Origin of the sequence: Bacillus sp. YP1, assembly GCF_000877815.1 — a bacterium.
Lineage (GTDB): Bacteria > Bacillota > Bacilli > Bacillales > Bacillaceae > Bacillus > Bacillus subtilis.
Genome location: NZ_CP010014.1, coordinates 3267640 through 3288147, shown reverse-complemented (window position 1 = coordinate 3288147; position 20508 = coordinate 3267640). Strand labels below are relative to the sequence as shown.

Annotated in this window: 16 protein-coding genes; 14 read left to right on the top strand and 2 right to left on the bottom strand. The window is 42.1% G+C overall.

The genetic code is table 11. The annotated features are described in order from the left end of the window. Positions 1-25: 25 nt before the first annotated feature. The 12 genes from QF06_RS16205 (at position 26) to QF06_RS16150 (ending at position 16377) form a co-directional block, all read left to right on the top strand. Positions 26-2179, top strand: a complete 2154-nt coding sequence (locus QF06_RS16205) for a SpoIID/LytB domain-containing protein (protein ID WP_041850467.1) — start codon at positions 26-28, stop codon at positions 2177-2179. Between the two features lie 87 nt (positions 2180-2266). Continuing rightward, positions 2267-3754 (top strand): N-acetylmuramoyl-L-alanine amidase, encoded by a 1488-nt coding sequence (locus QF06_RS16200; RefSeq protein WP_041850468.1) that lies wholly within the window; start codon positions 2267-2269, stop codon positions 3752-3754. Positions 3755-3973: 219 nt separating this feature from the next. Then, positions 3974-5878 (top strand): (poly)ribitol-phosphate teichoic acid beta-D-glucosyltransferase TarQ, encoded by a 1905-nt coding sequence (gene tarQ, locus QF06_RS16195; RefSeq protein WP_043940207.1) that lies wholly within the window; start codon positions 3974-3976, stop codon positions 5876-5878. A 234-nt stretch (positions 5879-6112) separates the two neighbouring features. Beyond that, positions 6113-6772 (top strand): sugar transferase, encoded by a 660-nt coding sequence (locus QF06_RS16190; RefSeq protein ID WP_003242561.1) that lies wholly within the window; start codon positions 6113-6115, stop codon positions 6770-6772. 55 nt (positions 6773-6827) lie between these two features. Then, positions 6828-8279, top strand: a complete 1452-nt coding sequence (tuaB, locus tag QF06_RS16185; RefSeq protein WP_041850611.1) for a teichuronic acid biosynthesis protein TuaB — start codon at positions 6828-6830, stop codon at positions 8277-8279. Beyond that, on the top strand, positions 8276-9445 hold the full coding sequence (gene tuaC / locus QF06_RS16180) for a teichuronic acid biosynthesis protein TuaC (RefSeq protein ID WP_041850470.1): 1170 nt from the start codon (positions 8276-8278) through the stop codon (positions 9443-9445). Before tuaB ends, tuaC begins: the two co-directional genes overlap by 4 nt. Positions 9446-9506: 61 nt before the next feature. Next, positions 9507-10892 (top strand): UDP-glucose 6-dehydrogenase TuaD, encoded by a 1386-nt coding sequence (tuaD, locus tag QF06_RS16175; protein ID WP_080332565.1) that lies wholly within the window; start codon positions 9507-9509, stop codon positions 10890-10892. 84 nt (positions 10893-10976) lie between these two features. Further along, a complete protein-coding gene (gene tuaE, locus QF06_RS16170; protein WP_041850472.1) occupies positions 10977-12443 on the top strand; it encodes a teichuronic acid biosynthesis protein TuaE in 1467 nt (488 codons plus the stop codon). A gap of 28 nt (positions 12444-12471) precedes the next feature. Next, on the top strand, positions 12472-13152 hold the full coding sequence (gene tuaF, locus QF06_RS16165; RefSeq protein ID WP_043940206.1) for a teichuronic acid biosynthesis protein TuaF: 681 nt from the start codon (positions 12472-12474) through the stop codon (positions 13150-13152). A gap of 23 nt (positions 13153-13175) precedes the next feature. After that, entirely contained in the window at positions 13176-13934 is a 759-nt protein-coding gene (gene tuaG, locus QF06_RS16160; protein ID WP_038829893.1) for a teichuronic acid biosynthesis protein TuaG, read from the top strand. A 28-nt stretch (positions 13935-13962) separates the two neighbouring features. Next, positions 13963-15156, top strand: a complete 1194-nt coding sequence (tuaH, locus tag QF06_RS16155) for a teichuronic acid biosynthesis protein TuaH (protein WP_080332566.1) — start codon at positions 13963-13965, stop codon at positions 15154-15156. A gap of 144 nt (positions 15157-15300) precedes the next feature. Then, positions 15301-16377 (top strand): MraY family glycosyltransferase, encoded by a 1077-nt coding sequence (locus tag QF06_RS16150; protein ID WP_003227975.1) that lies wholly within the window; start codon positions 15301-15303, stop codon positions 16375-16377. Positions 16378-16449: 72 nt separating this feature from the next. Here QF06_RS16150 and tagV read toward each other — a convergent pair whose 3' ends face one another. Then, the gene (gene tagV, locus QF06_RS16145) at positions 16450-17634 is read right to left on the bottom strand and encodes a polyisoprenyl-teichoic acid--peptidoglycan teichoic acid transferase TagV (protein ID WP_041850474.1); all 1185 of its coding nucleotides are present in this window, start codon (positions 17632-17634) and stop codon (positions 16450-16452) included. Beyond that, the gene (locus QF06_RS16140) at positions 17634-18287 is read right to left on the bottom strand and encodes a YigZ family protein (RefSeq protein ID WP_003227979.1); all 654 of its coding nucleotides are present in this window, start codon (positions 18285-18287) and stop codon (positions 17634-17636) included. The genes tagV and QF06_RS16140 overlap by 1 nt, the downstream gene beginning before the upstream one ends. Before the next feature lie 216 nt (positions 18288-18503). Between QF06_RS16140 and degS the strand changes: the two genes are divergently transcribed. Together degS and degU are read left to right on the top strand one after the other, a co-directional pair. Beyond that, entirely contained in the window at positions 18504-19661 is a 1158-nt protein-coding gene (gene degS / locus QF06_RS16135; RefSeq protein WP_003227983.1) for a two-component sensor histidine kinase DegS, read from the top strand. 82 nt (positions 19662-19743) lie between these two features. Then, entirely contained in the window at positions 19744-20433 is a 690-nt protein-coding gene (gene degU / locus QF06_RS16130) for a two-component system response regulator DegU (RefSeq protein ID WP_003219701.1), read from the top strand. Positions 20434-20508 lie beyond the last annotated feature (75 nt).

The following is a 20508-nucleotide window of genomic DNA, read 5'->3' as shown; positions in this document are numbered from 1 at the left end:
AAAAACTCTTAGGGGGTTCCATGTTTTGAAAAAAATGAAGCTCTTGCTTCTATCGTCAGTCACTGCGGCGGCTGTAGCATGTCCGGCGTTTATGCAGACTGCGAAAGCTGCTGATAAAACCATTTCGGTTAAGCTGAGTAATTATGTAGGCAGCAAATCAAGTTTGGATGTCGATATCACAGGCGGATATGAAATTCCCGGCTCAAGAATTGCGGATACGGAGCGATATGGAGGAGCAACCCGTTTTGATGTTGCCAATAATGTCGCCTCTGCCGGATGGACAAATCCAACGACTGTGGTCATTGTGAATCGGGACGCTTTTGCCGATGCGCTCTCAGCAACCCCGCTTGCCAAAAAGTACGATGCACCGATTTTATTAACAGACGCAGATTCGCTAACACCAAAAACAGAAAGCGAAATTGCAAAATTAAATCCTGACAATATTCTCATCATTGGCGGGACAATCAGTGTTTCTAAAAATGTAGAAAATACATTAAAAAAATATGGTTCTATCGATCGGATTGGCGGAGCAACCCGTTACGAGGTTTCTAAAAACATAGCCGATCGGATGGGGAATTACAGCCAGGCAGTAGTGGCCACAGGCATGGTCTTTACGGACGCCCTGTCAATCGCGCCATATGCTGCAATGAACGGTTATCCGATTTTACTTGCGGGAGACAATAACATCCGCAGTGATTACAAAATTCCAAGCAAGGTTACAATTGTCGGCGGTCCGTTGAGTGTCAGCACTGGTGTGGAAGCTGCATTAAAAAAGAAGGCAACTGTGAAACGGATTGGTGGCGTTTCACGATATGAGGTATCTGCCAATATCGTTAAAGAATTAAATATGAAAGCAACAAAGGTATTTATGTCAAACGGCCAAACATTTGCGGATGCATTAACGGGATCTGTGCTTGCAGCAAAGCAGGGAAGCCCTTTACTGCTGGTTGAATCAGGAAGCCTGCCGTCACCAGTCGCTGATGTGGTAGCGTCAAAAGGGACTCAGTCATTTGCGCTGCTTGGAGGAAGCATCTCCATCAGTGATACGCTAAAGAACAAACTGGCAGATACTTTTGCAGGAACTGGATATACAGTCAAGTTAACCGGCGGAAACCTGGTGCTTTATAAAAACAGTACTGCAATCAAGACGCTTGGAACGTCTTTTACAGCACAGCCTAAAAAGTATGCAACTACAAATTCTATCAGTCTGAACGGAACGCCATATCTCGGAAACATGAAATTTACAATAGAGTCAGGCAAATATGTTCGGCCAATCAATGTGAATATCCCCTTTGAAGATTATTTAAAGGGTGTTGTTCCTCATGAAATGCCGGCCAGCTGGCAGAAAGAAGCGCTTAAAGCCCAAGCTGTCGCAGCGAGAACTTATTCCATCAGTTCGGCCGGAAAAGAAGTACAAGACACCACCGCTTTTCAGGTATATGGCGGATATGACTGGAATTCAAAAACTTCAGAAGTGGTCGAAGCTACAAAAGGAAAAGTTTTGAAATACAATGGGAATTTGATTTCAGCTACGTATTCCTCAAGCAACGGCGGCTACACAGAAGCGAGCGGTGAGGTGTGGAGCAGCCAGCTTCCTTATTTAATCGCCAAAAAAGATACGTACGACCCGCAAATCAGCTGGTCTCTGTCTTTAAATAAAACCCAGCTTGATAAGAGCAGTCTGAATCTGAAAAGCCCGGGTTCATGGTGGAGCTCTAAAAATGAAACAAACTCAGCATATTTGAGCGGTTTGAAAAGCTGGTTTATTAAAAATAAATACAGCAATGCTGAGTCTATCAAAATCACGAAAATATCCAGTGTGAAATTCAGCACGGAGAAAACTGCCGGTCAGCGGCCGGAAACAGCAAGTGTCACATTCTCATATTTCGTGAAAGAAAAATCAAATGGCTACGTTCTTTCAAATGGAAGCCTGAGTGAAAAAACGGCAACAATTTCAGTACCGGCAACAGAGCTGAGAACAATGCTTGGCGCTTCGAATATGAAGAGTACATACGCTTCTGTCTCAAGCAATACAAACGCCTTTCTCATTAGCGGTAAAGGATACGGACACGGCATAGGCATGAGTCAGTACGGAGCCAATGCCAGAGCAGCTGCCGGACAATCTTATACAACGATTTTAAGTTTTTACTATCCGGGAACAACTCTATCAAGCTATTAAAAGATTGTTAGAGTCCAAGGAGGCGAGATGCCTCCTTTGTTCGTTATTTGATTTATGAATCATTATGAATCTTTGGAGGGACTATCTTTGCGGATCTTTCTTAAAAGCATACCTATGCTGATACTAGGAGTCGTGTTATTTGTACCAAATGCGTTTGCGGCCAACTCTGTTACAAGGCTGGATGGAGCAAGCAGATATGAGGTTGCTGTGAATGTTTCAAAACAAGGCTGGAGCAGTGCGAGCACGGTTGTTGTGGCAAACGGAACAGCGTATGCAGATGTATTAACTGCTGCACCTTTAGCTTACAAATACAATGCCCCGATTTTATTGACGGAATCATCTAAACTGACTGCGCCGACGAAAGACAGAATCAGCCAGCTTAAACCGAGCAAGGTTATCGTCATTGGCGGAACAATAAGTGTTTCTAACAACGTTGTAAGTGACATTAAAAAATTGGGTATTTCCAATGTGGAACGGATCGGCGGAAGAAGCCGCTATGAAGTTGCCCAAAATATTTCTAAAAAGTTATCTTCAAATTCAAAAGCGGTAATCGCAAATGGCACGGCATATGCTGACAGTCTGGCGATCGGTTCTTATGCTGCTCGTAATGGTATTCCAATTTTACTGACTACTGCAAGCTCCATTCCTGCACCAACGAAAAGTGCGATGAACAGCAAAGGGACATCATCGACTATTGTGGTCGGAGGAGAAATCAGTGTCTCTAAAAATGTTTACAGCCAGCTTCCTTCACCAACAAGAATCGGCGGGAACAGCCGTTTTGAAGTGGCTGCCAACATAGCGAAAAAATATTATTCTTCATCAAAAGCTGCATTTGTCAGCAATGGCTATCAATATGCAGATGCTTTAGCGGGTTCTGTGCTGGCGGCGAAGCAAAATCGCCCAATGCTATTTACTGACGCCGGTTCATTGCCGACTGCAACAAGAACAGTCATCGGATCAAATAGCAAGAATACCTTCACAGTTCTTGGGGGAACTATTTCAGTGACAACAAATGTCGTGAACCAGCTTAAAAATGTAATTGTAGGCAAAAAGGTATTTGTGGATGCAGGACACGGTGGGTATGACAGCGGCGCGGTAGGTAATGGTTTAAAAGAGAAAGATGTTAACCTTGCCGTTGCTAAGCTTGTAAACAGCAAACTTTCCAATGGTGGAGCCATTCCGATTATGGCCAGATCTACAGATGTTTTCTTAGAGCTTTCGGAGCGGGTTGCAAAAGCAAAAAGCAATAATGCAAACCTATTTGTGAGTATTCACGCCAATTCAGCGAGCCCAGCAGCAACCGGTACTGAAACCTACTATTATACAAAATATGAGTCAGAAAACAGCAAACGGCTTGCGACAGAAATACAAAACAGACTCTATAAAGCACTCAATACTCAAAACCGCGGCGTGAAAATCGGGAATTTCCATGTCATCAGAGAATCAACGATGCCGAGCAGTTTAGCGGAGCTGGCGTTCATTTCAAATGCGAACGACGCAAGTAAGTTAAAGAGTGCTTTGTATCAAGAAAAAGCAGCTCAAGCAATATATGAAGGAATCATTGGATATTATTAGGGGATTAAATTAGTAGACATCAATAGCGGCTTGCCGGCAGAACCCATCAGGAATTGCCGGCAAGCTTTTTTATACGATAAAATGAGAAAAATTTTAAACCACATATGCTATGTAAAAGTTTAACAAAATTTAAGGTTAGGCCTATTCTTATTGACAGATGTTTTTGATATAATTATCAGGCAAAAATATAACCGATCCATTAGGGTAGTGAGGTAATCGATGAAAATAAGCATTGTTATCCCTGTATATAATTCAGAAGATCTTATTTCCGAATGTCTTGATAGCTTAGTTAACCAAACGATGCCAAAAGAGGATTATGAGATTATATGTGTCGATGATAAATCTACGGATTCATCTTTAGACATTTTGAATCAATATAAAAAGAAATATGACAATATTGTTGTTGTTGAAAGAACCGTAAATTCAGGCGGTCCAGGTGCACCGCGGAATGATGCAATAAAAATTGCCAAAGGTGAATACATCCTGTTTGTTGATTCCGATGACTATCTAGGCAATGAAGCATTGTTAAGATGGTACAATTTCTCAAAAGAGAATGATTCAGATATTACTTTAGGTAAGTTAAAAGGGATAAACGGCCGAGGTGTTCCCAAATCAATGTTTAAGGAAACAAATCCAGATGTTGATTTGGTTGATTCCAAAATTGTTTTCACATTGGGACCCCAAAAACTGTTTAAAGCCTCACTTTTAAAAGAAAATCAAATCATCTTCCCTACTCACATAAAAGCAGCGGAAGATCAAGTCTTCACAATGAACGCTTATTTAAAAGCAAAGAAGATTTCTGTTTCAGCTGACTATGATTATTACTATCTGGTCAAAAGAGACGGTGAGCATATGAGTGTCGCTTATGTTCCCCCAGAGAACTTTTATGGAGCAATGGAAGATATTATCTCTGCTATCAAGGCTAGTGATCTAGAAGAAGCAAGAAAAACGAAACTGATGGCAGTATTTTTAAACAGGCATTTCGATTTTTCGCGGACAAAAAATGTCACAATAAAAATGAAGACAGATGAAGAAAGAGCTGAATGGTTTAAATATTTGTCCTCATTTATTCATGCAGTACCTGAAGAGGCTGACCAATTTGTGCTTCCGCATATCAAATTGCGGCTGCTGTTTATTCGGAATAATGATTTGCAGGGGTTAACCCAGTATGAGCGTGAAGAACAAGACATTAAAAAGTTCTGTGTTGTAAATAATGGGGATTTAATTGCACGTTATCCGAGCTTAGAACGCTATCCAATTTCTGAAGAGTTATTAAAAGTAAATTATAAAAATAAGCTTGAACATTATCTGCAGAATATTGAATTTAGCGATCACAGCCTCAGCATTCAAGGAACCATTAAACACAAATTGTTGGATGATGAAACGAATCAAAATCAATCTCTGACAGGAGTATTTGTTCATCGTGATACAAAGGCGGAAAAATACATTGCGCCGGCTAAGTATGAAAATTCAACATTTACATTTGAGTGCAAGTTTGATGAACTGGCATCTGCAGAAGAAGATTTAGGCGTTTGGGATTTCTTTATTGAATCGTCAATAGATGGCTATAAATTAAGGGCGAGAATCGGAAACAAGCGTGCTGCGTATAAGTATTCAACAAACACGATGTATTTAGGGCATAATGCGTTGTTTGTCTTCAGTGCAAGACCATATTTCACAATGAACTACGATAATCTTTCGATTGATATAAAGAAACATGCCTATACAGAAGCAGAACTTTCATATGAAACTGAATCAAAAGATTTATCATTTATTTTTAAAGATAAGCAAATCTGTTTGCCAAATCATTCAAAAATGATTGTGAATACCGGACAGTCTGAAATCTCATTACCGGTAAAACGTATAGAGTTAGAGCCTAATTGCACAAAATTGACGGTAAACGTGCAGGGTTTGCTTGAACAGCTAGCTCATGTAAAGAAAGAGCGATTAATTGAATTTGCGATAAACACTTCTCAAAATAAAATCAGTGCAAAAGTGGATAACCAAGCAATTGTCTTGGACACAAGGAATGTTGAACGAAAATCCATGTTATTCTTTAGTAAAATGGTTGAGGTTCAATACAAGCTGTTAACCTCTAAATCAAAGTTTTATTTTCAATATTAAATGCTTCACAACGAAAAGAGACAAATCAGTAAAATGATTTGTCTCTTTTTTTAAACAATATGCTTAATTTTTAAAAAAAGTGTCTAAAACAATAAAAAGTTTACGGATAAATGTCAGAAAAAATAACAAATTCACACTTCTTAACATACCATTTACATCCAATTAACATCCGTCTGCTAAACTGACTGGCATAGGTCATCATAACATCCCAAACAAATCGTGAGGTGTGTGTCAGTGAGTGCAGAGAAAAGCATGAATGTGAGTCGTGAATTCTCAGTTCAGCAAATACATTCTTTTACATTATCTGAAAAGACGGCTCGTTATTTGGCAATAAAGCGCGTAATGGATATTTGGTTTGCGCTCATTGGGTTGGCGATTGCGCTGCCAATGATTGCGGTATTTTCAATATTGATTTGTTTGGAGACGCCGGGGCCTGCCATTTATACGCAGGAACGCGTAGGGAAAGGCGGGAAACCATTTAAGCTTTATAAGCTTCGTTCCATGAAAATAGATGCCGAGAAGTCTGGGGCGGTTTGGGCACAGAAGCAAGATCCGCGGGTGACAAGGATCGGAGCTTTTATCAGAAGAACGAGAATTGACGAGCTTCCTCAGCTGTTTAATGTGCTGAAAGGCGATATGAGTATGATTGGCCCTCGTCCGGAACGGCCCGTATTTACGGAAAAATTCCAGAATGAGATTCCAGGCTTTACACAGCGTCTGGCTGTTAAACCAGGATTGAGCGGCTGGGCTCAGGTGAACGGCGGTTACGATATGACGCCGAAGGAAAAGCTGATATTTGATTTATATTACATTCGCAATCTGACTTTCACTTTAGAATTAAAAATTATGTTAAAAACTTGTAAAGTAGTTTGGACGGGTGATGGTGCAAGATAAAACGGTATTCCATTATTCACCATCAATCTGAGCTTAAAAAGAAGTAGGGAATATGATGCCAAGTATTACAAAACAAATTATGAGCGGTGCAAAGTGGACAAGTATTTCAACCATGTGTATTACAATCATACAAATTGTTCAGTTTGCCCTGCTTGGAAATATGATGACCTTAACAGAATTTGGGCTTGTCGGCATGATCACAACGGTTACAGTTTTCGCCCAGATTGTGCTCGATATGGGTTTTGGCGCAGCATTAATTCAGAGAGACGACGCGACTGAGCGCCAGCTATCAACATTGTATTGGCTTAACATTATGACGGGCGTTTTGCTGTTTGTTCTTTTATATGTGAGCAGTCCTATCATTGCGGGATTTTATCAAAGAGAAGAGCTGGTGTTTCTGGTTCGGATTCTGGCGATTATGTTTTTGATCGCGCCAATTGGACAGCAATATCAGTATATGCTGCAAAAGCAGCTGCATTTTAATACGTTAAGCAAAATAGAGATTTTTTCAAATGTATTGTCATTCGGATATTTAGCGATAGCGGTTTTTATGATGGATGCGATTTTGGCGTACGTGATTTCTCAAGTCCTGCTGCAGTCCAGTAAAGGGATTTTATATTGGGCTGTATACCGAAAAAAGTGGCATCCTGCTTTTGTTTTTGATTTGAGAGGCATGAAGGATTTCTTTTCTTTTGGAGCCTTTCAGCTTTCATCCCGTCTTGTGAACAGGCTGGGAGCAAATATCGACATGATTTTGATCGGCCGGTTTATTGGTGCTGAAGCATTGGGGATTTATAACCTCGCTTATCAGATTGTCACCATTCCGGTTTTGAAGATCAATCCGATTGTCACACGGGTGGCATTCCCTATTTTCGCAAAAAACAAATATGAAAACAGCGTGATCAGAGAAGGCTTTCTGAATATGACAAAAATGCTGGCGCTTGTTTCGTTTCCGCTGTTAATCGGGCTCGTGTCTGTGTCAGACGCCTTTATCACAGCGGTTTTCGGAGAAAAATGGCTTGCTGCTGTTCCGATCCTAAATGTTCTGGCGATTGTCGGAATACTAAGAGTGCTCATGAATCCAAATGGATCTGTGTTGCTGGCTAAAGGAAGAGCTGACTTAGCGTTTTATTGGGATTCCGGCGTGCTGCTGCTGTACGGATTATCACTGTTTGCAGCTGTACAGACGGGAAGCCTGCTGACAGTCGCATGGGTGTATGCCATTATCAGCGTTGTTAATTTCCTTATTGGGCGCTGGCTTTTGGCATATGTCATCAAGCTTAACCTTTCAGCTTATTTCCAGTCGATTATGAAGCCATTTCTGATTACTGCGGCGATGGGCATCATCGCGTTTGGTGTAAGCCTCAGTACCGAACACTTCAGTATGCAGGCAGAAATGCGGTTGGCCATTTCAGTTGCGGCCGGGGCGCTGTGCTATATCTTTCTTTTGGTAAAAGCGTACCCTCAAACGAAAAGCAAACTACTAAGAAAAGGACGTTTGTCATGAAGATTTTGTGGATCACAAGCGTATATCCGAGCAGTATGAAACCCGGAGAGGGTGTGTTTCATGAGACACAGGTGCAAGAGCTGCAAAAACTCGGGCTTGATATCATTGTGATATGCCCACGGCCTTTTCATTCAGCACCTGTCCGCATGCTGAAAAAGACATATCGAAAAAAGGATGCCAGACCGGAGTATGAGATTAGAAAGGGAATACCGGTTTACCGGCCTTTCTATCGGGCAGTTCCCGGCCAGCTGAAGTGGGCGCAGCCTCATCGGAGAATCGCATCAGCCGTTTTAAAAACCATGAAACAGCGCGACCTATATCCGGATCTGATCCATGCGCATTTTGCCATGCCATCGGGCGGGGCTGCGGCAGTCGTGTCAAAGTCAGCTCAAATTCCTTATGTCCTGACCTTGCATGGCAGTGATGTGAATGTCTATCCGCATTACAGCAAAGGAGCGTTTAAAGCCTTCAAGCGTGCCGTAGGTTCTGCGTCAGTTGTTTTAGCAGTCAGCCACAAGCTTCAGGAAGAAGCCAAAAAGCTTTCGGGCTTTGACAGCTCGGTTTTGCCAATCGGCATACAGCTCAGCCGCTTTCAGGAGAATGAGGAGACGAAAGAGGAAATCAGAAAAAGACTCGGACTCCCGCTCGATCAGCGTCTGGCTGTCTATGTCGGCCGGCTGGTCAGAGAGAAAGGCATTTTTGAACTGTCTGAAGCGATCGAATCGCTGCAGGACTCTCCTAAGGCAGTCTTTGTCGGGGATGGTCCCGCAAAATCGACGCTGACGCAGAAGGGGCATATCGTCACAGGCCAAGTGCCGAATCATCAGGTAAGAGACTATTTACTTGCGGCAGATCTATTTGTACTTCCTTCTTACAGTGAGGGGATGCCGACTGTTGTGATTGAGGCGCTGGCGCTAAGGGTTCCTGTTATTTGTACGGATGTTGGCGGAGTGTCGTCTTTATTCGGAAAGCACCAACATCTGCTGATTAAACCGAAATCCGCTCAAGCCTTGGCAGAAGCGATCACTCGGTACGAACATGAGCAAATATGGAAGCCGGAAGTAGCAGATGACTTGTATGAAACCGTGCAAGCTCAATTTGACGCAGGAAAAAACGCCAAGGCTTTGCATCATCAGTATCAGACGGTCACGAAAACGTCCGTTTAATCGTAAGAAACTGCGACCAATATAAATAGGAAGATCATTTTACAGGAGAGGGATGAGCGCTGTGAAAAAAATAGCTGTCATTGGAACAGGTTATGTAGGACTCGTATCAGGCACTTGCTTTGCGGAGATCGGCAATAAAGTTGTTTGCTGTGATATCGATGAATCAAAAATCAGAAGTCTGAAAAATGGGGTAATCCCAATCTATGAACCAGGGCTTGCAGACTTAGTTGAAAAAAATGTGCTGGATCAGCGCTTGACCTTTACGAACGATATCCCGTCTGCCATTCGGGCCTCAGATATTATTTATATTGCAGTCGGAACGCCTATGTCCAAAACAGGTGAAGCTGATTTAACGTACGTCAAAGCGGCGGCGAAAACAATCGGTGAGCATCTTAACGGCTACAAAGTGATCGTAAATAAAAGCACAGTCCCGGTTGGAACAGGGAAACTGGTGCAATCTATCGTTCAAAAAGCCTCAAAGGGTAGATACTCATTTGATGTTGTATCTAACCCTGAATTCCTTCGGGAAGGGTCAGCGATTCATGACACGATGAATATGGAGCGTGCCGTGATTGGTTCAACAAGTCATAAAGCCGCTGCCATCATTGAGGAACTTCATCAGCCATTCCATGCTCCTGTCATTAAAACAAACCTAGAAAGTGCAGAAATGATTAAATACGCCGCGAATGCATTTCTGGCGACAAAGATTTCCTTTATCAACGATATCGCAAACATTTGTGAGCGAGTCGGCGCAGACGTTTCAAAAGTTGCTGATGGTGTTGGTCTTGACAGCCGTATCGGCAGAAAGTTCCTTAAAGCGGGTATTGGATTCGGCGGTTCATGTTTTCCAAAGGATACAACCGCGCTGCTTCAAATCGCAAAATCGGCAGGCTATCCATTCAAGCTCATCGAAGCTGTCATTGAAACGAACGAAAAGCAGCGTGTTCATATTGTAGATAAACTTTTGACTGTTATGGGAAGCGTCAAAGGGAGAACCATTTCAGTCCTGGGATTAGCCTTCAAACCGAATACGAACGATGTGAGATCCGCTCCAGCGCTTGATATTATCCCAATGCTGCAGCAGCTGGGCGCCCATGTAAAAGCATACGATCCGATTGCTATTCCTGAAGCTTCAGCGATCCTTGGCGAACAGGTCGAGTATTACACAGATGTGTATGCTGCGATGGAAGACACTGATGCATGCCTGATTTTAACGGATTGGCCGGAAGTGAAAGAAATGGAGCTTGTAAAAGTGAAAACCCTCTTAAAACAGCCAGTCATCATCGACGGCAGAAATTTATTTTCACTTGAAGAGATGCAGGCAGTCGGATACATTTATCACTCTATCGGCCGTCCCGCTGTTCGGGGAACGGAACCTTCTGACAAGTATTTTCCGGGCTTGCCGCTTGAAGAATTGGCTAAAGACTTGGGAAGCGTCAATTTATAAAAAGAAAAAGTGTTACTTGGTTGAAGCTGCCGGCTGCTAGGCTCGGCCGCCGGCTCCTGAAACATCAGGAAAGGGGTTAAACATGTGAGTATCAAACGATCAGCGGTCCATATGCTAGCGTTACTGGCCGCTGCTATATTTGGAGTCGTCCTATTGCTGGGAGCCATCCATAAAGATATAGGTTTCATGCAGATGGCTGCTGTGCTTGCGGTGTTGGCAATTGGCCTGTTTTTACTGACGCTTGCAACCGCATTTACAACAAAAGAACGGCTCTTTATGGCTGTAATCTATATTTTGATCGCCTGCACTTTTTTAAATAATGCATTTTTCGCTATTCATCTTGGATTTTTCAGTTTGTTCCTTTACCGGCTTCTGCTCATTGCAGCGGGTTGCCTTCATATTTTCGGCATGGTTCGGAATCGAACCCATATTGAAAGATGGCATGGGCTGCAAGTAAAAGGGATTTTACTCTTTTTCGCCTTTTGGTTTATATATGGCCTTGTTTCTCTGCTGTGGGCCAAGTCGGTAACAGTTGGCCTCAAGTATTTAGCCTTATTGGCAATGGGAATTTTCTTCATTTATCTTATTGTCATGTACGTGCAAAAAATGGAGCGGCTGATGATTGTTTATGCCATTTGGCTGGTGATGACGGTATTTCTGATGATCATTGGTTTTTACAATCATATAACCCACCATCATCTTCCGAGTTCCACATTGTACAGCGGACCGGAGTATAAGCAGCATTATCCGACATCGGTCTTTTTTAATCAAAATGACTTTGCGACCTTTTTATCCATCAGCTTCTTTTTTTACATCACGATGATGAAAAACATTAAGAATGGATACATCAAGGCAATTGGCCTTGTGCTCTCGCTCTGTGCGTTGTATTTAATTTTTGCCACTGGTTCAAGAGCCAGCCTTCTGGGTATTTTTGCAGGTATTGCTGTCTACATCTTCATTGTATTGCCGCCTGTTTTAAAGAAAATGGCTATATGGCTGTCGGCGGCGGGAATTGCTCTTTTCGCAGTTCTTTTCGCCAGCAAAATCTATTCAAAGTTTTGGGAGCTGTTTCTGGCCCCGCAGACGCTGCATTCATTTCATGACAGGCTTCCATCAAATGTGGCTCGGGCAAATCTGCTGAAAAACGCTTGGCATTTTTTCCTTGATTCATACGGATTCGGAGTCGGAGCAGGAAATGTATCCTATTATCTTGAGCATTATGCTGTATATGATACTGACAATGTGGCAGAGGTGCATAACTGGCTTGTTGAAATTCTTGCTAATTTTGGCTTGTTCATCATGCTGGGATATCTGTCCGTTTATGCCTACCTCATATGGGTGCTTTACAAGTTTTATGAAAGAAAATTAGAAAATCAGTCAAAACTGATCACAGAAGGACTTATTACCGCTATGGTCAGTTTCCTGGTATCAAGTATCAGCCCAAGCTCTGTTTCAAATTTATTTTTCCATTGGGTGTTTATGGCGCTCGTCATCGCCGCCGTGAATGTGTTAAGGCGATCCAGACAAATGCCTGAGCCGATGTACAGATAAACAGACTACAAAAAGCAGGGAGACTTATATGAACGATATATTGATAAGAATAGCCCGTCGCATAAAAAAAAATATCATTTGGATCATAGCGGTGCCAATTATATTAGGTGCGGCGGGGGATATCCTGCCGTCACAGATCGCTGATCAAAAGAGCTATACAGCTGAAGATACTTTGGCTGTGGGGAGCTATGATCATCCGGTTTATAACAGCACAGAAGAGATTCCGCTTCTGCTTAAGAGCGACTCTTTTTTGAAGGAGGCGCTTCCTGATGAAAAGGATGAAGATGTAGCAGAGATCAAAGAGAAGCTTACCATCAAAACGGAATCCAAATCGTTACTGACTTTAAGCTATAGCGACGAGGATAAGGATAGAACGGAATCTGTCTTAAACGCCATATCCTCCACCTTCCTCAAAAATGATCAAAAGCTGTATGCAGAAAGAGAAGCCGTCATCCGCAGCAGCATAGACGCGCTTGAAGGCGAGTCGGTGAGCGAGGATTCCAAAGTGGATAAAGAGAGATTTTTATATGAGCTCAAAAACACACAGCTTAACCTGAAAGCGGCAAGTGTTACTGATTCCGAAACCGTAAGTGAGACAGCAGGCGGCGGAATGTCTCCGAAAAAGAAAGCAGTTCTCGGCGTTATGATTGGCCTTACGATTGCCTTTATGTTCGTTGTCATTCCTGAATTTTTCAGAGAATCCTTTTAAAATCATACGATGGAGATGTGATCATGACCAATTGGAAACCTCTCGTATCTGTCATTACACCTTCCTATAATGCGCGTGACTATATTGAAGACACGGTTCATTCGGTATTAGATCAGAGCCATCCTCATTGGGAAATGATTATCGTGGATGATTGCTCAACGGATGGGACCCGCGACATTTTACAGCAGTATGAAAAAATAGACGAAAGAATTCATGTGGTGTATCTGGAAGAGAACTCCGGAGCTGCGGTTGCTCGCAACAAAGCGTTGGAACGCGCTCAAGGGCGCTACGTAGCATTTTTGGACAGTGATGACAAATGGAAAAAAGACAAACTGGAAAAGCAGCTTGAGTTTATGATGGAGCGCTCCTGTGCGTTTTCTTTCACGGGCTACAGCTTAATGGCGCAGGACGGGACCCCGCTCGATAAATTTATTCATGCGCCGGAAAGCCTGACGTACGATGACGCCCTGAAAAATACAATTATCGGCTGCTTGACGGTGATGATTGACAGGGAGCAAACGGGACAGATCCAAATGCCGAATATCAGAACGAGACAGGACTTAGCCACATGGCTGTCTCTTTTAAAAAAAGGATTTACTGCCTATGGAATGAATGAATGCCTGGCTGAATATCGGCTTGTCAATAACTCAATTTCCAGCAACAAATGGAAGGCTGCGAGAAAAACGTGGTTTGTCTACAGGGAGATCGAACGGCTTCATTTTATGAAAGCAACATGGTGTTTTGTTCAATATGCAAAAAACGCGGTGAAAAAAAGATTATAGCCGCAAACAGAGAGAAAAGGTGATGAAGGTGGAAACAAAAGAAGCAATCATTCATGTCATCGTTGCCACTGCTGAATGGGGAAAAGACCAATTGAGATACAGAAGGCACCGGCTGGCAGAATTTTTAGCTGCTCAGGAGGAAACGAAGGAAGTTATTTGGGTATGTCCGGCTCCGCGTGCCCAAGGGAAAGAGTTTCAGGAAGTCCATTCTGGCATCAGGCAATTCGCTGTCAAAGACCTGCTGCAGAAAAAAATGTTTCGTTTCGGACGATATACAGATGTCTTTTACAGACATAAGCTCTCCCCATTACTCGATGAGCTTACATCTGCTTCTGCAAACGGTGAACGCTGCTGTTTATGGTACACGTTTCCGGGATTCCCGCTGCTGTCTTCGCTGTATCCTTGGGATCAGGTCATTTATGACTGCAGTGACTTATGGGCGGCGCCGATCAGCGGCCGATCAAATCTGCTGTCTGAATTCCGGCGAAAAGTCATTAAATCGGCAGAGCTGAGAATTATACAACGAGCAGATTCAATAACCTGTTCATCAGATTATCTTCACAAGGAAGTAGACAAAAAACTGACTGCAGGACGAGAAAAGGTTCATACTGTGGAAAACGGTGTGGAGTATGAGCTGTTTTCTGCAAACAAACAAGCTCCCGATCGCAGTATACTGCAGGGGAGAGAAGGAACAGTGTTAGGTTTTATCGGCGGAATTAAACCGAAGCTCGATTTTAAAATGATTGAAGAAGCCGCCCTGCAAAAGCCTGATTGGACATTTTTATGGGTTGGCCCGGATGCCACCAATGGTGACGTTTCGTTTCAAGAGCTGCTGAGGCTTCCAAATGTCATATGGACCGGCCCGGCAGATCCGAAAGAAGTTCCGCATTTTATGGAGCTTATCGACATTGGCATCATGCCTTATAAAAAATCATCGTATAATCAAGCTGTGTTTCCGCTGAAACTATTTGAATTTTTAGCGGCAGGAAAACCTGTCGTCGGCTCTAATCTTCCGTCAACCTCAAAAATGCAAAAGCCGTATGTATACGAATATGTAGAAGGTGATCATCCAATTGATTTTATAGCAGCTTGTGAAAAAGTTCTCGAACAAAACGGAGACGAAACCTATAAAGAAATGCGCCGAAACATCGCTCGCACACAAGATTGGAATTGCTTATTTACACAAATTATGAAATATACAGGGATTCAAAAACATGCGTAGTCCTATAAATTGGGATGCGCGTTTTTTGATTATACGTGTTTCTTTTTGATGAAGCTTGTTATAATAACTAAGGAGAAGGTATAATGGAAGGAACGGTTCTCTATATAAATAAAGACTTCATTTAATTCCAAAGGAGACTTCTTTATGCTTGACGAACGCATGATTCGCATTGTTGTTGCGTTTATTGTCTCGCTGCTGACAGTTTTAATCATAACCCCAATCGTAAAAAGGATTGCGATTAAAATAGGTGCAGTTGACCAGCCCAGCAATCGAAAAGTACATGACAAAATCATGCCCCGCATGGGCGGGCTGGCCATATTTATCGGGGTGGTTGCAGGCGTGCTTGCATCCGGTATTTACACAGAAACAAGGATGACGGCAATTACAGTCGGAGCATTCATCATTATTGTGTTAGGTATTCTTGACGATAAATATCAATTAAGTGCAAAAGTTAAGTTTTTGATTCAATTAGGTGTAGCCATTATGATTGTAAGCACTGGCTTAAAAATGGACTTTTTCTCAGTACCTTTTTTAACAGAACGATTTGAGTTAGGATGGATGGCTTATCCGCTGACGGTATTATGGATTGTCGGCATCACGAACGCAATTAACCTGATTGATGGATTGGATGGCCTTGCTGCCGGTCTTTCTGTTATCGGCCTGTCAACGATCGCTGTCATGGCGCTATCCGGCGGAAAAGTGCTCATTCTGTCACTCTCATTAGTCGTTATTGCCAGCACGCTGGGGTTTTTGTTTTACAACTTCCACCCGGCAAAAATCTTTATGGGAGATACGGGATCACTTTTTTTAGGGTATAGTATTTCGATTCTTTCATTATTAGGCCTGTATAAAAGTGTCACATTGTTCAGTATCGTTATCCCGATTATTATATTAGGCGTACCGATTTTTGATACAACTTTTGCTATCATCAGGAGAATATTAAACAAACAGCCGATTTCAGCCCCTGATAAGTCGCATATTCACCATAGACTGATGGCCTTTGGCCTTTCACATCGGATGTCGGTCTTAGTTATTTATTTAATTGGATTTATTTTCAGTATCAGTGCGATAGTACTTAAAAGTGCCACAATTTGGCTTTCTTTGTTTATTATCTTCATTTTAATTATTTTTATGCAAATCATAGCAGAAGTGACAGGACTCGTGAATGAAAAATTTAAGCCGTTTACAAAGTTTTATAAACGGCTGGTGAAAAGGAATTAAAAATTCCGGCTTATGTGCCGGAGTTTTTTTCTGCGCAAAAATGCCCGATCCTCTAAAAGGACCGGGCATTTTTTAATAGGATGAATCAGTTGTTGAATTCGTTGTAATGTTGTTTGAGCTTGTGCTGCTGTCATTCGAATAGCTGTTTCCGCTCGTCGTCCCGTCAGTTGTTGTGCCAGAGCTGCCAGAGCTGCCAGAGCTGCTTGAGCTGTCAGTCCCGTCTGTTGCATTTCCGGTACCGGAAATGCCAGTGCTTGTATCAGGAGTATAATCTAAATGCTCTTGAAGCGTTTTTCTGACTTTCTCGAGATTTGTAGCATCAGGTTCAAAGTAATAAGTGTTGTTAGGCCCTAAATACAAATCAGAACCTGTAATGCTCAATGTGTCGATTTTTTTGCTGGTAAAGCCGCTGTAAATCTGCTGAAGCGCTAAACCTTCAGTAATGCGAATATTGGTTTCAACGTTTTCGCTGGCTTTTTCTGCGATTTTATCAATTTTAGCAATGTTGCTTGCACTTGACATGCGGTCAATCAGCGCGTTTAAGATTTGTTTTTGTCTGTCATTACGGCCAAAGTCTCCGCGTTTATCCTGTTTTCTCATCCGGGCATATGCTAAGGCTTCTTCGCCGTTCAAATGCATCTCGCCTTTTTTGAAGTAAATCCGTTTGCTTTCGTCTACATCACTTTTTTCATCGAAATCGAAAGGCACGTCAACATCAATACCGCCGACTTCATTAATCACATCTTTAAATCCGTCAAAATCAACTGTGACATATTTATCAATCGGGATTTGCAAGAAGTTTTCAACAGTTTCAACTGTCTCATCTTTACCGCCTTTGCTGTAAGCGGCATTGATCTTCGTCTTGCTTCCCGTTGTGTCACCAGCTAATTGCACACGTGTGTCACGCGGAATGCTCAGCATTTTCATGGTTTTATTTTTGGGATCCAGGGTAACAACAATAAGAGAGTCTGATCTCCCTTTTTGTCCTTTAGTCGCGTAATCCTCTATTCCCATAAATAAAATAGAAAACGGTTTTTTCTTCATGTCTACAACTTCGTTGCGAAGATTTGATTTATTCCCGCGGGATAGGGCATCGTACGATTCATCCGCAGCGTTAATGGTTTTATAAAGTTTATACCCGCCAAGCCCTACAACTACCAATAGTGCAAGGGCGAACAATAACATAATTCTTTTTAAAATTTTCCTGCGTTTGCTCTTTTTCTTTTTTCGCACACGCACTCTAACGCGTTCAGCCATTATTCAGTCTCCTTTATGTGATTGACGGCTTTTTCAAGATACGTCAACTCTCCCTCTTTAATATCACTCTTTCCATTTGTCAGTTCTGTCATCCATTCAGAAAAAGCGTTTGTTTCTTTTTCTTCGACGTATGTTTCGAATTCAACATTTTCTGAATAATGGATTTCCTTTAACAGAAATTGTGACTCCCTTAATTCATTTTCAATCTTGCCAAGCCATGTGTAATCTGCAGAAGTATGCATGATTCGCATAAGCTTCCGTTCTACAACACCTATATGATTTAATCCTTCAGACACTGATTTCCCATAAGCGCGAATTAATCCGCCAGCACCAAGCTTAATGCCTCCGAAGTAGCGTGTAACGACGGCGCAAGTATCCTTCAGCCTGCGTTTTTTTAAAACCTCGAGCATCGGCACTCCCGCTGTACCGCTTGGTTCCCCGTCATCATTGGCTTTTTGGATATGATCATTCTCGCCAATAACATAAGCCGAGCAATTATGAGTCGCATTCCAGTGCTGTTTCTTTATTTTCTGTATAAATTCCTGTGCCTCTTGTTCGGTAGAAACACGGCTTAAATGACAGATAAAACGCGATTTTTCTATAACAATCTCGTGTTCTCCTGCTTCTTTCACAGTAAAATAGCTGTGCAGCATGCTAGCTGACCCTCCTGCTAAGCATAAAAGACTGCCTATACAAATTCGTACAGTCTTTAGAATTTTTGTGCGTATTTTGGTATCATAAAGAGTAGATAGTATATAAAAATGTTTTTTTCTAGAATATACGCATTCTTTCATTATAATTCGACATAATTTGCAGATCAATTACATTTATAATAAAAATATATGACAACGCCGTGACGGAGGGAAATTATGAATAAAACAAAGATGGATTCCAAAGTGCTGGATTCTATTTTGATGAAGATGCTGAAAACCGTTGACGGGAGCAAGGACGAAGTTTTTCAAATCGGTGAGCAGTCACGCCAGCAGTATGAACAGCTGGTTGAAGAACTGAAACAAATTAAACAGCAGGTGTATGAAGTGATCGAGCTTGGCGATAAACTTGAAGTGCAAACCCGCCATGCGAGAAACCGTTTATCCGAGGTCAGCCGTAATTTTCATAGATTCAGTGAAGAGGAAATCCGCAATGCTTATGAAAAAGCCCATAAGCTGCAGGTAGAATTGACGATGATCCAGCAGCGTGAGAAGCAATTGCGCGAACGGCGGGACGATTTGGAGCGCAGATTGCTAGGGCTTCAGGAAATCATTGAGCGGTCAGAATCATTAGTAAGCCAAATTACAGTTGTGCTCAACTACTTGAATCAGGATTTGCGCGAAGTTGGACTGCTTCTTGCTGATGCTCAGGCAAAACAGGATTTCGGCTTAAGAATTATTGAGGCGCAGGAAGAAGAGCGAAAAAGAGTCTCAAGAGAAATCCATGACGGACCAGCTCAAATGCTGGCGAATGTTATGATGAGATCGGAATTAATCGAGCGGATTTTCCGTGACCGGGGCGCAGAGGACGGATTCCAAGAAATTAAAAATCTACGCCAAAATGTTCGGAATGCCCTTTACGAAGTGAGAAGGATTATATATGATTTAAGACCGATGGCCCTTGATGACCTAGGCCTGATTCCAACTTTAAGAAAATATCTATATACAACCGAGGAATATAACGGGAAGGTCAAAATACATTTTCAGTGCATTGGAGAAACAGAGGATCAGAGGCTAGCGCCTCAGTTTGAGGTTGCGCTCTTCAGGCTCGCACAGGAAGCTGTGTCTAATGCGCTAAAGCATTCTGAATCTGAAGAAATTACAGTCAAAGTTGAGATCACAAAGGATTTTGTGATTTTAATGATAAAAGATAACGGTAAAGGGTTCGACCTGAAGGAAGCGAAAGAGAAGAAAAACAAATCATTCGGCTTGCTGGGCATGAAAGAAAGAGTAGATTTATTGGAAGGAACGATGACAATAGATTCGAAAATAGGTCTTGGGACATTTATTATGATTAAGGTTCCGTTATCTCTTTGACTATGATTTGTAAAATAGAGCCAAAAGGCATATTGACCGAATGCTAGAGTATATAGAACAATAATACAAGGAGGCGTGGCTTGTGACTAAAGTAAACATTGTTATTATCGACGACCATCAGTTATTTCGTGAAGGTGTTAAACGGATATTGGATTTTGAACCTACCTTTGAAGTGGTAGCCGAAGGTGATGACGGAGACGAAGCGGCTCGTATTGTTGAGCACTATCATCCTGATGTTGTGATCATGGATATCAATATGCCAAACGTAAATGGTGTGGAAGCTACAAAACAGCTTGTAGAGCTGTATCCTGAATCTAAAGTAATTATTCTATCAATTCACGATGACGAAAATTATGTAACACATGCCCTGAAAACAGGTGCAAGAGGTTATCTGCTGAAAGAGATGGATGCTGATACATTAATTGAAGCGGTTAAAGTAGTGGCTGAGGGCGGATCTTACCTTCATCCGAAGGTTACTCACAACCTCGTTAACGAATTCCGCCGCCTTGCAACAAGCGGAGTTTCTGCACACCCTCAACATGAGGTTTACCCTGAAATCCGCAGACCATTACATATTTTAACTAGGCGGGAATGTGAAGTTCTGCAGATGCTTGCAGACGGAAAAAGCAACCGCGGAATTGGTGAATCATTGTTTATCAGTGAGAAAACCGTTAAAAACCATGTCAGCAATATTTTACAAAAAATGAATGTAAACGACCGGACGCAAGCCGTTGTGGTCGCCATTAAAAATGGCTGGGTAGAAATGAGATAGTATAATAGGAGACTTGCCTTTTTCTAGGCAGGTCTTTTTTTAGGCTGCCGTTTCCCTTACAATAGAGTTATAAAG